The sequence below is a fragment of the Acinetobacter indicus genome (assembly GCF_009914475.1).
GTDB classification, from domain to species: Bacteria; Pseudomonadota; Gammaproteobacteria; order Pseudomonadales; family Moraxellaceae; genus Acinetobacter; species Acinetobacter indicus.
The window spans coordinates 2152811-2166928 of sequence record NZ_CP045198.1 but is presented as its reverse complement, the minus strand read 5'-3'; the positions used below and the strand labels follow the sequence as shown (position 1 = coordinate 2166928).

The 14118-nt window shown below is 47.5% G+C and carries 10 protein-coding genes; all 10 read left to right on the top strand.

All coding sequences use genetic code 11. The features are described 5' to 3' along the window. Nucleotides 1–54: 54 nt before the first annotated feature. The 10 genes from GA693_RS10740 to GA693_RS10695 all read left to right on the top strand — a co-directional run bounded on the left by GA693_RS10740 (nucleotide 55) and on the right by GA693_RS10695 (nucleotide 14012). Nucleotides 55–1113 (top strand): pilus assembly protein PilM, encoded by a 1059-nt coding sequence (locus GA693_RS10740; RefSeq protein WP_104505685.1) that lies wholly within the window; start codon nucleotides 55–57, stop codon nucleotides 1111–1113. Beyond that, the gene (locus GA693_RS10735) at nucleotides 1113–1748 is read left to right on the top strand and encodes a PilN domain-containing protein (protein WP_005180516.1); all 636 of its coding nucleotides are present in this window, start codon (nucleotides 1113–1115) and stop codon (nucleotides 1746–1748) included. Before GA693_RS10740 ends, GA693_RS10735 begins: the two co-directional genes overlap by 1 nt. Further along, entirely contained in the window at nucleotides 1745–2464 is a 720-nt protein-coding gene (locus tag GA693_RS10730; RefSeq protein WP_005180513.1) for a type IV pilus inner membrane component PilO, read from the top strand. The genes GA693_RS10735 and GA693_RS10730 overlap by 4 nt, the downstream gene beginning before the upstream one ends. After that, nucleotides 2464–2991 (top strand): pilus assembly protein PilP, encoded by a 528-nt coding sequence (locus GA693_RS10725; RefSeq protein ID WP_104489345.1) that lies wholly within the window; start codon nucleotides 2464–2466, stop codon nucleotides 2989–2991. Before GA693_RS10730 ends, GA693_RS10725 begins: the two co-directional genes overlap by 1 nt. A gap of 15 nt (nucleotides 2992–3006) precedes the next feature. Then, a complete protein-coding gene (locus GA693_RS10720) occupies nucleotides 3007–5070 on the top strand; it encodes a type IV pilus secretin PilQ (protein ID WP_160240901.1) in 2064 nt (687 codons plus the stop codon). Between the two features lie 36 nt (nucleotides 5071–5106). After that, nucleotides 5107–5649 (top strand): shikimate kinase AroK, encoded by a 543-nt coding sequence (gene aroK / locus GA693_RS10715; RefSeq protein ID WP_075167858.1) that lies wholly within the window; start codon nucleotides 5107–5109, stop codon nucleotides 5647–5649. Between the two features lie 22 nt (nucleotides 5650–5671). Beyond that, a complete protein-coding gene (aroB, locus tag GA693_RS10710) occupies nucleotides 5672–6754 on the top strand; it encodes a 3-dehydroquinate synthase (RefSeq protein ID WP_016658450.1) in 1083 nt (360 codons plus the stop codon). A 12-nt stretch (nucleotides 6755–6766) separates the two neighbouring features. Then, entirely contained in the window at nucleotides 6767–7603 is an 837-nt protein-coding gene (locus tag GA693_RS10705; RefSeq protein ID WP_160240902.1) for a hypothetical protein, read from the top strand. A gap of 438 nt (nucleotides 7604–8041) precedes the next feature. Further along, entirely contained in the window at nucleotides 8042–12517 is a 4476-nt protein-coding gene (gene gltB / locus GA693_RS10700; protein WP_160240903.1) for a glutamate synthase large subunit, read from the top strand. A gap of 73 nt (nucleotides 12518–12590) precedes the next feature. Continuing rightward, on the top strand, nucleotides 12591–14012 hold the full coding sequence (locus GA693_RS10695; RefSeq protein WP_160240904.1) for an FAD-dependent oxidoreductase: 1422 nt from the start codon (nucleotides 12591–12593) through the stop codon (nucleotides 14010–14012). The last annotated feature ends 106 nt before the right edge of the window (nucleotides 14013–14118 follow it).

Below are 14118 nucleotides of genomic sequence, written 5' to 3'. Positions count from 1 at the left end.
ACTTAGTGAATGGCATTTTTTTTGGGGATAAAAAAATAATAGGAAAAACTTATTGTGCGCAGGTTATATCGTAAACCGAGTAAGGGGTTAATAGGTGTAGATATTAGTTCTACTTCTGTTAAGTTATTGGAGCTCTCTGTAAAGAATGATCGTTACTGGGTGGAAAGTTACGCCTTGGTACCGCTCCCAGAGGGCAGTGTGGTTGAGAAAAATATTCTGAATCCTGAAGCTGTAGGGGATGCGCTCGAGCGTGCCTTTAATTTGGCCAATACACCGACAACAGCTGCCGCTTTAGCGATTCCAACCTCAATGGTAATTAGCAAGACCATTGAGATGGATGCCGATATGACGGATGACGAACGTGAAGTTCAAATCCGGATGGATGCAGAGCAATATATTCCTTTCCCATTAGATGAAGTTAGCCTGGACTTTGAGGTGCTGCCTGATCGTCTGGCCAATCCAAACCGGGTCAATGTTTTGCTGGTGGCGACACGACTGGAAAATGTCGAGAGTCGCTGTGAAGCGATTGAACTGGCCGGTTTAACCCCAAAAGTGGCAGATGTCGAAAGCTTTGCCATTGAAAATGCCTTTAAAGTCTTCGCCGATACCTTGCCGATGGGGGTAAATACCATTGGTGTGTTAGACATTGGTCATACTATGACCACGCTGTCGGTACTCAAAGACAATAAAATTATCTATACCCGCGAGCAGGTCTTTGGTGGCAAGCAGCTGACCCAGGAAATCCAGAACCGTTATGGTCTGTCCTTTGAAGAAGCCGGCCGCGCCAAGAAAAGCCGTACCTTGCCAGATGATTATGATATTGAAGTGTTGGAGCCATTCCTTGAGGCGGTGGTGCAGCAGGCGGCACGTTCGCTGCAGTTCTTCTTCTCCTCATCGCAGTTTAATGAAATTGACCATATTCTGCTGGCCGGTGGGAATGCCAATATTCCAGGCCTGGCCAAGCTACTACAGCAAAAACTGGGTTACCGCGTCACCATTGCCAATCCGTTTTTACAGATGGGTTTCTCCTCCAAAATTGATATTAAAAGAATTGAAAGCGATGCCTCTTCATTGATGGTGGCATGTGGCTTGGCATTGAGGAGTTTTGATTAATGGCAAAAATTAACTTACTCCCTTGGCGTGATGAGCTAAGAGAAAAACGAAAAAAAGAATTTATTGCGGTTTGTATTGGGGCTGCATTAATTGGGGTGCTGGCCGTCACGCTGGCATGGTTCTATTACAACCATAAACTGCAGGATCAGGAACAGGCCAATCAGCTGGTGATCAGTACCAATCAGAATCTGGATGTACAGTTAAAGTCGCTGGAGGGTCTGCAAGAGCAGCGTAATGCCATTGTCGAGCGCATGAAGCTGATTCAGGGTCTGCAAAGTCAGCGTCCGGTCGCGGTACGTTTGGTCGATGAGCTGGTCCGCGTTACCCCAAGTAGCATGTATTTGACCAAAGTGGCTCGTATTGGCAATAAATTTACCTTTGAAGGCAAGGCCGAAAGTCCAAACACGGTAGCAGAGTTCCTGCGTAATCTGGAAGCATCGCCATGGTATCGTAACGCCTTCATGAATTCTTTCTTGGCCGTTGAAGAAAATAAAAACAAGGCACCAAGTTCGGTTGTTCCACGGGTAGAAGAAAGCTATGGCAGCTTCGTGGTAACGGCAGATTTGGATGAAATTGCACTTCCAGGCACAGCACCTGCGTCTGGTACTCAAGCAACAGCGGGGGCAGTACAATGAGTCTCGATCAATATGAAGAAATGAATCAGGATCCTGTTGCTGCGCCAAAGAAAAAAATGACGCTGGATAAATTCCTGCAGCAATGGAATACCTTAGATCCGAATAACTATGGCAGCTGGCCGTTTTCCGTCAAGCTGACCATCTGGATCTTTATTATTATTTTAATTGCCTTCCTGGGCTATTTCCTGGCCATCAAGCCGAAGCTGGATGCAATTTCCAATGCGCGTGCACAAGAGCAGAACCTGCTGAATGAGTTTCGTGAAAAAGATTCCAAACTGCGTAACTTGCAGCAATATCAGGCACAGTTACAGGAAATGGAAGCCAACTTTAACCAGCAGCTACAACAGTTGCCAAAAGAAACCGAAATTCCAGGTCTGGTTGAAGATGTCAACGTTACGGGCGTGAATTCAGGCTTAAGATTTAAAAATATCCGTCTGGAAAATGAAATCAAGCAAGAGTTCTTTATCGAGCAGCCAATTTCGATTGAAGCCACCGGTGATTATCATGCTTTTGGTTCTTTTGTGAGCGGTACAGCCGCTTTACCGCGAATTGTGACCATGCATGATTTCACTATTACTGCCGGTGAAAACAAGGAAAAGAAAACCGATATTCCACAAATTACCTATGTCGCGAAAGCCAAGACCTATCGCTATGTCGGGAATACCGATGCACAGGCCGGGAATAGCACGACTCCAGCCACAGGAGCAGCACAATGATGAAATTTGAAAAACTTTCGTTGGTTCTGGTGTTGGGCCTACTGGCTGCAGGCTGTGATTCACGTATTGATGCCGTGAATACACAAATGGCAGAAATCCGTAATCAGCCGCCGTTACCGATTGAACCGGCACCGACTTTTGAGCCGGCACCTGTATTTAACTATGCAGCACATCAGCTGAAAAGCCCGTTTATGCCAAGTTCTCTGGCGGCCGAGCTGAAAATTATGGCGGGTAAACGGGTTTATCCAAACCTGTCGCGCCAGTTGCAGCCTTTAGAAAGCTATGCACTGGAAACCTTAAGCATGAAAGGTAGCATGCGCGGGCAACGCGGCGAGATTCTGGCCCTGATTCAAACTCCAGATGGGGAAATTGAACGGATTCAGCGCGGCAGCTATATGGGCTTGAATCATGGTCGGGTCATCAATATCACACCGACACAAATTGACTTAATTGAGATTATTCCAGATGGTCGCGAAGGGTATGTTGAACGTCCAAGAAGTCTAGTACTGATTGGGCCGGCGCCATAAATTAAAGGAATAAAAATGAATAATACTGTGAAAGATTTTATTTTTGGGGATGGCATTACAATGAACAATTTGTTCCGTCAGTTTTCAATGGGCGCTGTTGCGATGGCCGTCATGCAAGTGGCCAATGCGCAGGTCAGCATTACCAATATTGTACCAATGCAAATTCCAGGACAAGGTACTGAAATTCGTGTCATGTTCAATGGCTTGCCACCTCAGCCTGCAGCCTATCAGCTTGAGCAGCCATCACGTTTGGTGCTGGATTTTGATAAAGCCCAGCAGACCTTAAAACAGGCCAGCATTCCGGTTGCGACTCGGGAAGCCAGCTCGGTTGATGTCAGTTCCGATGCCCAGCGTGCACGTTTAACGGTTAATCTGGCTGAAGCGGGTGCTTTTACTACCCGTGTTGAAGGCAATACTTTTATTCTTAAAATTAACAGCACTCAGGCAGCCGTAACGCCAGTGACGGTACAGCAGACGGCTCAAGGTGTATCGAATATCGGCTTTCAGCGCGGTGCAGAAGGGGAAGGTCAGGTGGTAATTGACCTGGCAGGCAGCAACACCCCGGTCGATGTACAACAGCAAGGCAGTAAAATTATTGTCCGTACCTTGGGCAATAAAATTCCTGCACATCTGGCACGCCGTTTAAACGTCAATGATTTTGCCACCCCGGTATCTACCATTGATGCACAAAATGATGGCGGTAATGGGGTAATTACCATTCAGTCTGCGGGAAGCTATGAATACATGGCGTACCAGGCAGAAAATAAACTGACCATCAGTCTGAAACGTCCGGTAGATAAGAACCCGTTCAAACCGCGTGCAGCACAAAGCTATACCGGCAAAAAGATTTCTTTAGATTTCCAGGATATTGAAGTGCGTCGTGTGCTGCAGTTACTGGCTGATTTTACCGGAATTAACATGGTTGCCGCCGATACAGTACAAGGCAATATCACCTTACGTCTCAAAGATGTGCCGTGGGATCAGGCGCTGGATATTATTTTAAAAACCAAAAATCTGGATAAACGCCGTAATGGCAATGTGATCTGGATTGCACCCGTCGCAGAGCTGATCAAGGCCGAAGAAGAAGAAGCCAAAGCGATTGCACAAAGCGTCAAGCTGGCGCCGCTGCAAACCGAATATATTCAGTTAAATTATGCCAAGGCTGCTGATATCGAGAAACTGATTACTCAGAATAAAGGCGCCTCAAACTCTAGCGGATCAGGCAGTAATGATGGGCGAGAAAGTTTATTGAGTTCTCGAGGGTCAGTTTCGATTGATGCCCGTACCAATACCTTAATTGTGAATGATACTCAAGACTTTATTGATAAAATTCGAAATATGGTGGATTTGCTAGATGTTCAGGTCAAGCAGGTCATGGTAGAGGCTCGTATTGTTACCGCTCAAACTGACTTTTCCCGTGAGTTGGGGATTCGCTGGAGTGCCAATAAATTAAATAATCGCCCGGTATGGGGAGGAGACTTCCAACCAAGCTTTGACTTGGGGGTAGATTTAGGTACAGGCTCTGCGGGGACATTTAACTTTGGGTTATTGAAAATTTCAGATTATATGCTGAATCTGGAGTTAACTGCTTTACAGGCGGATGGGCATGGGGAAGTATTGTCTGCACCTAAAGTCCTGACAGGCGATAAACAGAAAGCCTATATTCTACGAGGTGATCAAATTCCATATCAGACTTGGAGTGCAGAATCTGGAACAACCACAAGTTTTGTTGACGCCAACTTAAAACTTGAAGTGACCCCAAGCATTACTCCAGATGGAAAAGTCCAAATGGAATTAAGAATTGAAAAAGATACAGTAGGGCAGTTGACTCAAGCAGGTTATCTCATCAATACCAATGAATTGGAAACCAATGTGTTAGTCAATGATGGTGAAACTGTCGTGCTCGGTGGTATTTTTGATGATATTCAGCAGAACCAGAATGAGCGGGTTCCATTTTTAGGGGAATTGCCAGTGGTGGGTAACTTGTTTAGAAATAATGTGAAAACCAATACTCAAACTGAGTTGCTGATTTTTGTGACACCACGAATTGTTAATGACAGTGTTTCAAGAAATCATTAATATATTTTCAATTTAACAAAATAAATAGGTGACTCCTTGCCAAGCAAAGAGTTTAACGCCCTGCCAAATATCTATTTGGTGGGGCCGATGGGGGCCGGAAAAACCACGGTAGGGCGACATTTGGCAGAGCTGCTCGGACGCGAGTTCCTGGACAGCGATCATGAAATCGAGCGTCGTACCGGGGCCACCATTCCCTGGATTTTTGAAAAAGAAGGGGAAAGTGGTTTCCGTCACCGTGAAACCACCGTCATTGACGAGCTGACCTCTCGTACTCAACTGGTTCTTGCCACCGGCGGTGGTGCAGTCACCCAGGCCCCGAATCGTGAATTCCTCAAACAGCGTGGTATTGTGGTGTATCTGTATACCCCGGTGGAAATCCAGCTGCAACGTACCTACCGCGATAAAAACCGTCCTCTCCTTCAAGTTGAAAATCCTGAACAGAAACTGAAAGATTTGCTTGCAGTACGCGATCCATTATATCGTGAGGTGGCGCATCATATTATTGAAACCAATCAGGGTGCAGCCCGTGATCTGGCGCAAAAAATCCTGAATGTGATCGTGGCGAAGAAATCAATTTAATTGAGTATAGTGTTTTAAAACCATGCAAACCTTATATGTTGAACTCGGCGATCGCCGTTACCCGATTTTTATTGGCAGTGATTTAAATCCTCAGACCTTACTGGAACCTTATATTCAAGGCAAGCAAGTCATGATTGTGAGCAACAGTACCGTGGCGCCTTTGTATTTAGAGCACTATCAAACTGCCATAGAAGCACTGGGTAAACAGGTGGCAACATGTATTTTGCCCGATGGTGAAAAATACAAGGATATTCAGCATCTCAATCTGATTTTTGATGCCCTGCTAGAGGCCGGGTTTAACCGCGATTGTACCGTGCTGGCACTCGGCGGCGGTGTGATTGGCGATATGGCCGGTTTTGCCTCAGCCTGTTTCCAGCGCGGCGTGTATTTTATTCAGGTACCGACCACCTTGCTGTCTCAGGTCGACTCCAGTGTGGGTGGGAAAACCGGGATTAACCATCCGCTAGGTAAAAACATGATTGGTGCCTTCCAGCAACCGCAAGTGGTGCTGGCCGATATGTCACAGCTAAAAACCTTGCCCGATCGTGAACTGTCTGCCGGTCTGGCCGAAGTGATTAAATATGCACTGCTGGGTGATATTGAGTTTCTGGACTGGCTAGAACAGCATATGGATGCCTTGGTGGCGCGTGATCCGGTTTTACTGGCAGAAGCGGTGTACCGTTCTTGCGCGCACAAAGCCCGTATTGTCGCCAATGATGAAAAAGAGCAGGGCGAACGCGCATTGCTGAATTTGGGTCATACCTTTGGTCATGCCATCGAGTCTTATCTCGGTTATGGCGAATGGCTGCATGGTGAAGCGGTTGCGACCGGCATGGTGATGGCTGCCGATTTATCGCATCGGATGGGCTGGATTTCTGCAGACGATGTTGAGCGTACAAAAAGAATCATTTCTCGTGCCCAATTGCCGATAGTATGTCCTAAAATTCCGTTGGATGATTTTCTCGGTTTTATGGCCCATGACAAAAAAGTGCTGAATGGCCAGTTGCGACTGGTATTAATGCAGCGTCTGGGACAGGCCATCATTACCCGGGAATTTGATCCGGAATTAATGAAACAGTCTATTCTTGCGCATCAGGCAGCATAAATAAGGGATCCCATGGCAGCAGCATCACAAAGCGTCAAACAACGTGTTCAGAATTCCATCTGGTTGGTGTGTGGTGCGCTGTGTCTGCTGCTGGCGATTATCTTCTGGGCCATTAACGATCGTGATGAGCTGGTTGAAGTCGAAAAAGCCCCGGAATCAGAAGTTGAATTACAGATTCAGCCGGCAAAAGTCGCGGCAACCGCGCATTTGGGTGCCCTGATCGACGAAGTCAAACCGCTGGAACAAACCAAGCGTTTAACCGCTTCCGGTTTGCATGAGCCTGAATTTCGCGGCACCAAATTTATCTCCGAGCAGCGTAAAAACCAGACCATTGAGCTGTTTCGCGTGAGCGAAGAAGATATTATCAAGGGCTTTCTGAAAAAACAGGCTGATCGCCAGAATTTTCTTTATATTCGCTTGAGTGGTGAAAACCGCGCCGAGCAATATGTGTTGCTGTATGGCAATTATAAAAATACCAGTCAGGCGCAAAGTGCTTTAGAACAGCTAGCGCTGCAATTACCTGCATCGATCAAACCGGTGGTGACCAGCTTTATGGACTATCTACCGTTTGTGAATGACCTGGGTGCAGAGGAAGTGAGCCTGAACAATAAACTCTATGAAGTGGCTTTAAAGCCGGCCGCGCTGCCGAAAATTGATGAAAGTCTGCTGGCTGCACCAAAACAGAGCGCAACCAGTCCGCAACGCTCCACCACAACCACCACCGTAACCCGCCGTGATCAGGACGGAAACGTAGTGGATGTGCAAAAATCACAAAGTGGTGTCGCTCCACCTGCACCAGCATCGAATAACACCACCACAGAACAAGAAATTAGCGATCCTTTCAATTAAACTGCCGTTCTAAAATAGCGCAGGCTGGTGTATAAAAATAAAGATATGCACAAAAACAGTGCGTATAAAATAAGCGAAACTTCCCTGAAAGCGCACCGCTCTCACTGAAACTTGCCCAAATTAAGTCATTTAAAAATAGCACAATAAAGTTGGCATCATTTTTGCATTATTGGTGCATCAATTGAGTTAATGTCCCTATTTTGGAGCAAGAAAGATTCAATGATTGTGCGAAATCGTCAAATGTTTATGCTTGATTTAAGTGCGTAAAGGCAGTCACGGTTTTCCTCAGCTTGTCATCTTGATCACTCAAGATCAAAGCCAGGAGAAATGAACTTGCTCAACATGGATCTTAAGCTAAGTCAGTCGGACCAGGTCGCAAAAGAAAGTAGATTGTTAATGCCCAGCAAGGGCGCGTTGAAAGAAGGGTACGCTATGCACATGCCATCGCCTAATACTGTAGCTCCCGCTCAAGGTTTATACCAACCGGATGAGTTTAAAGATAACTGTGGTTTCGGTTTAATCGCCCATATGCAGGGTGATGCAAGCCATAATCTCGTCAAGACCGCCATTCATAGTTTGAGTTGTATGACCCACCGTGGTGGTATTGCCGCAGATGGCAAGACGGGCGATGGTTGCGGTCTATTGCTTGCCATGCCAAAGCAGTTCTTCCGTGAAGAAGCCAAACGCTTAAGTGACATTACCTTAAGTGAAGTGTTTGCTGTGGGCACCATTTTCCTGAGCCTCGATCCGGCCTTAGCTGCGCATGCCAAACAGACATTGACCAAAGAAATTGAAGCAGAAGGCTGTAAAGTCATTGCCTGGCGTGTAGTGCCAACCAATAACGATGCCTTAGGCTCAATTGCCATGCAGTCTTTGCCTGCCTTTGAACAGGTCATCGTGAACTGCCCGATTGGCGTGACTGAAGTTGAATTTAACCGTAAATTATTTTTGGCGCGTCGCCGTGCCGAGCAGCAACTCAACAATGATCCGTATTTCTATGTGACCACGTTATGCTCAACTGTGATCAGCTATAAAGGTCTGATGATGCCAGCTGCGATTGCTGACTTCTATACCGACCTGGCTGATGAGCGTTTAGCGTCACATATCGTGGTGTTCCACCAGCGTTTCTCGACCAATACCTTGCCACGCTGGCCGCTGGCGCAGCCGTTCCGTTATCTGGCGCACAATGGTGAAATCAACACCATTACGGCAAACCGTAACTGGGCGCTGGCGCGTACCCCTAAATTTGAAAACCCGTTATTGCCGGGCTTAACCGAGCTGAATCCAATTGTGAACCGTACCGGTTCGGATTCATCCAGCCTGGACAATATGCTGGAAATTCTGGTGGGTGGCGGTATGGATTTGTTCCGTGCGCTACGTATGCTGGTACCACCAGCCTGGCAAAACGTGGAAACCCTGGATGCAGACCTGCGTGCCTTCTATGAATTTAACTCGAAACACATGGAAGCCTGGGATGGTCCGGCAGGTCTGGTGATTCAGGATGGTCGTCATGCCATCTGTATGTTGGACCGTAACGGTTTACGTCCGGCACGCTGGGTCATCACCAAAAATGGTTACATCACCTTGGCTTCTGAAATTGGGGTTTGGGGTTATGAACCGGAAGAGGTGGTGTCGAAAGGCCGTGTCGGTCCGGGTCAGATTCTGGTGGTGGATACCATGACTGGCAAAGTGCTGGATACCAGTGATGTAAACCAGCACCTGAAAAAAATGCGTCCTTACCGTGAATGGTTACGTGAAAATTCAATTCGCGTTCAAGGCAGCCCGGAATTAGAAGAATATTTATGTGATCAGGGCTTAAAAGGCGATGGCCTGAAAGCGGCACAAAAAATGTTTATGGTCACTTTTGAAGAACGTGACCAGTTACTGCGTCCAATTGCAGAAAGCGGTCAGGAAGCGGTTGGCTCGATGGGCGATGATACCCCAATGGCCGTGTTGTCGCGTCAGGTGCGTCATGTATCGGATTATTTCCGTCAGCAGTTTGCACAGGTCACCAACCCGCCAATCGACCCGTTACGTGAATCAATTGTGATGTCGCTGGAAACCTGTCTGGGCCGTGAGCAAAATGTGTTTGAACAGGGACCGGAACATGCTGATCGTCTGATCATTTCCAGCCCGGTACTGTCAAACTCGAAAATGCACCAGATTCGTACTTTAGGACGTAAAGGCTATGAAATTGCCGATATCGACCTGAACTATGCTGAAACTGAAGGTCTAGAAGCGGCAATCACACGTATTTGCGAGCAGTCTGCGCAAGCGATTCGTGATGGCAAAACCTTATTGGTACTTTCCGATAAGAAAATCCGTGAAGGCTATCTGCCGGCCAATGCGGTGATGGTGACTGGTGCGGTGCATCACCACCTGATTAATACTGGTTTACGTACCGATGCCAACCTGATTGTGGAAACCGGTTTTGCCCGCGATCCGCATCAATTTGCAGTGTTGCTTGGTTTTGGTGCCACCGCGATCTATCCATATCTGGCTTATGATGTGATCAATGATCTGGTGGCTAAAGGTGAATTGCTCGGTGATCCGGTCTATGCACAATCGAACTTCCGTAAAGGGATTGAAAAAGGCCTGCTGAAAGTCCTGTCAAAAATGGGTATTTCAACTGTTGCTTCGTATCGTGGTGGTCAGCTGTTTGAAGCGGTCGGTTTATCTGCCGAAGTGGTGAATACCTGCTTTAGCGGTGTACCAAGCCGTATTCAGGGCGCGACTTTTGTTGATCTGGAAAATGACCAGAAAAAACTGGCCGATACCGCGTGGAAAGCGCGTAAGCCAATTGATCAGGGCGGTTTGCTGAAATTCGTATTTGGCAAGGAATATCATGCCTTTAACCCGGATGTGATCAACTCCTTACACAAGGCGGTACGTTCAGGCAATTATGCCGATTTCAAAGAATACGCCGAGATTGTGAATAAGCGTCCAATCGCGACCATTCGTGATTTATTCAAACTGAAAACAGACAATTCGATTCCACTGGAACAGGTGGAATCAGTTGAAGAGATTTTACCGCGCTTCGACTCAGCCGGGATGTCTTTAGGTGCCTTATCACCTGAAGCGCACGAAGCGATTGCAATTGCCATGAATACCATTGGTGGTCGTTCAAACTCGGGTGAGGGCGGTGAAGATCCAGCGCGTTACGGTACGATTCGTAACTCGAAAATCAAACAAATTGCATCGGGCCGTTTTGGTGTGACGCCTGCGTATTTAACCTCTGCAGAAGTCCTCCAGATTAAAGTCGCGCAAGGTGCAAAACCAGGTGAAGGTGGCCAGTTGCCGGGCGGTAAAGTAAACGGTCTCATTGCGCGTTTACGTTACTCTGTACCAGGTGTAACCCTCATTTCGCCACCACCGCATCACGACATTTACTCGATTGAAGATTTATCACAGTTGATCTTCGATTTAAAACAGGTGAACCCACAGGCGATGGTGTCGGTGAAACTTGTTTCTGAGCCAGGTGTCGGCACGATTGCGGCCGGTGTTGCGAAAGCTTATGCCGATTTCATTACCATTTCTGGTTATGATGGCGGTACAGCGGCTTCGCCACTTTCTTCTATTCACCATGCCGGTTCTCCGTGGGAGCTCGGTCTGTCTGAAGCACATCAGGCACTGCGTGTGAATGACCTGCGTGGTAAAGTTCGCGTACAAACCGATGGTGGTTTAAAAACCGGTCTGGACGTGGTGAAAGCGGCCATCCTCGGTGCTGAAAGCTTCGGTTTTGGTTCTACCCCAATGATTGCTTTAGGTTGTAAATACCTGCGCATCTGCCACCTGAACAACTGTGCGACCGGTGTGGCGACGCAGCAGGATCACTTGCGTCAGGAACACTATATTGGTGAGCCGCAAATGCTGATCAACTTCTTCACCTTTATTGCTGAAGAAACCCGTGAATGGCTGGCGGCGCTGGGTGTATCCAGTCTGAAAGACCTGATTGGTCGTACAGACTTGCTGGAAATCCTGCCGGGTGAAACCGACAAGCATGCCCATCTGGATTTAAGTGCCTTGCTGGAATCGCATCCTGCCGCGGAAGGTAAGGCGCAGTACTGTGAAGTACAGGGCAATGAGCCGTTCGATAAAGGTGTATTGGCCGAGCAGATGGTTAGCGAGATGCTGCCAGCCATTGAAGCCGGTACCGGTGGTGAATTTAATTACACCATTGGCAACTGTGACCGTTCAATCGGTGCGCGTATTTCTGGTGAAATTGCCCGCCGTTATGGCAACCTCGGTATGGAAGCCCATCCGGTGAAAATGAACCTGACCGGTACTGCAGGTCAGTCCCTGGGTGTCTGGAATGCCGGTGGCTTACACATCAAGCTGGAAGGCGATGCCAACGATTACGTCGGTAAAGGGATGGCTGGTGGTCGTCTGTCGATCTTCCCACCAAAAGGTTCGCCGTTCCAGACCCAGAATACCGCAATTATTGGGAACACCTGTCTATACGGTGCCACTGGCGGTAAACTGTTTGCAGCCGGAACTGCAGGTGAGCGTTTCGCGGTGCGTAACTCGGGTGCCTTTGCTGTGATTGAAGGCGCAGGCGATCACTGCTGTGAATATATGACCGGTGGTATCGTAACGGTACTGGGTAAAGTCGGACACAACTTTGGTGCCGGGATGACAGGTGGTTTTGCTTATGTACTTGATTTGGACAACGACTTCGTTGACCATTACAACCATGAGCTGATCGAGTTAAACCGTATTTCTACAGAGTCGATGGAAGAACACAAAGAGTTCTTGTCACGTATCTTAGATGAGCATATTCAAGAAACGGGTAGTGCCTGGGCGTACAAGATCCGCCATGAGTTTGATTACTACAGCCGCAAGTTCTGGCTGGTAAAACCAAAAGCAGCCAACTTGCTGACTTTGTTAAAGACAACTCAAGCTGATCCTCAATAATTCCACGACTGCAGAAATGAAGCCAGATGCAAGGCAACTGTGAATCCCTTGCATCTAGCCACGGAGTAAAGACATGGCAGAACGCCTAAGTAATGACTTTCAATTCCTGGATGTTGCACGCCAAGACCCAGAGAAAAAAGAGATTGACGTCCGCAAATCTGAGTTTGTGGAAATTTATAAGCCATTTACCGCAGAAGTGGCGACCAACCAGACCCATCGCTGTTTAGGCTGTGGTAACCCGTACTGTGAATGGAAGTGTCCGGTACATAACTACATTCCAAACTGGTTAAAACTGGTTTCAGAAGGCCGTATTTTTCAGGCGGCAGAACTGTGCCATCAGACCAATACTTTGCCAGAAGTTTGTGGCCGGGTTTGTCCACAAGACCGTCTCTGTGAAGGCGCCTGTACCTTAAATGATGGCTTTGGTGCCGTGACCATCGGTAATGCAGAAAAATACATCAATGATACTGCATTTGCGCTGGGCTGGCGTCCAGACATGTCACATGTCAAATGGACCGATAAAAAAGTCGCGATTATTGGTGCGGGCCCGGCAGGTCTGGGTTGTGCCGATATTCTGGTGCGTAATGGTGTAAAACCGGTGGTGTTTGACAAGCGTCCGGAAATTGGTGGTCTGCTGACTTTTGGTATTCCAGAATTCAAGATGGAAAAAGATGTGATGAAACGCCGCCGTGAAATTTTCACCGGTATGGGCGTAGAATTCCGTTTAAATACTGAAATTGGTACAGATGTCACCATTGACCAGTTACTGGCTGACTACGATGCGGTATTCATGGGCATGGGTACTTATACCTACATGAAAGGTGGTTTTGCCGGTGAAGACTTAGATGGTGTGTATGATGCGCTGGATTTCCTGATTGCCAACGTGAATCGTTGTCAGGGTTGGGAAAAAGATCCATCAGAATACATCTCTGTGGAAGGCAAAAAAGTGATTGTCCTGGGTGGTGGTGATACCGCGATGGACTGTAACCGTACCTCGATCCGTCAGGGTGCCGAGTCGGTGACCTGTGCCTATCGCCGTGATGAAGCCAATATGCCGGGTTCACGTCGTGAAGTGACCAATGCGCGTGAAGAAGGGGTTGAATTCCAGTTTAACCGTCAGCCAATTGAAATTGTTGGCGAAAATGGCAAAGTGACTGGCGTGAAATTCGTGACCACTCAACTGAGTGAACCAGACAGCCGTGGCCGTCGCAGCCCTGAACCAATTCCGGGTTCAGAAGAAATTCTGCCGGCAGATGCAGTATTGTTGGCCTTTGGTTTCCGTACCAGCCCAGCCGACTGGTTTGCCGATGTGAACATCAACCTGGATGGTTCAGGTCGTGTGGTGGCTGCAGAACAGCAGGAATTTAAATTCCAGACTTCAAACCCGAAAATTTTCGCCGGTGGTGATATGGTGCGTGGTTCTGATTTAGTCGTGACAGCAATCTGGGAAGGCCGTCAGGCAGCAGAAGGAATCCTGGATTATCTGGAGGTTTAATAGTTGAAAATTCACTGAAGTCATTCAAACAACCCGCTACGGCGGGTTTTTTATTTTTGGATATTGTCTAACTTAAAAGAGGCCATTAAAAAAGATTATAAAAAGT

Excerpts from the sequence above, each read along its gene's own strand:
- aroB (WP_016658450.1), top strand. The coding sequence starts at position 5,672 with ATGCAAACCTTATATGTTGAACTCGGCGATCGCCGTTACCCGATTTTT.
- GA693_RS10695 (WP_160240904.1), top strand. The coding sequence starts at position 12,591 with ATGGCAGAACGCCTAAGTAATGACTTTCAATTCCTGGATGTTGCACGC.
- gltB (WP_160240903.1), top strand. The coding sequence starts at position 8,042 with ATGCCATCGCCTAATACTGTAGCTCCCGCTCAAGGTTTATACCAACCG.
- GA693_RS10725 (WP_104489345.1), top strand. The coding sequence starts at position 2,464 with ATGAAATTTGAAAAACTTTCGTTGGTTCTGGTGTTGGGCCTACTGGCT.
- GA693_RS10705 (WP_160240902.1), top strand. The coding sequence starts at position 6,767 with ATGGCAGCAGCATCACAAAGCGTCAAACAACGTGTTCAGAATTCCATC.
- GA693_RS10720 (WP_160240901.1), top strand. The coding sequence starts at position 3,007 with ATGAATAATACTGTGAAAGATTTTATTTTTGGGGATGGCATTACAATG.
- GA693_RS10735 (WP_005180516.1), top strand. The coding sequence starts at position 1,113 with ATGGCAAAAATTAACTTACTCCCTTGGCGTGATGAGCTAAGAGAAAAA.
- GA693_RS10730 (WP_005180513.1), top strand. The coding sequence starts at position 1,745 with ATGAGTCTCGATCAATATGAAGAAATGAATCAGGATCCTGTTGCTGCG.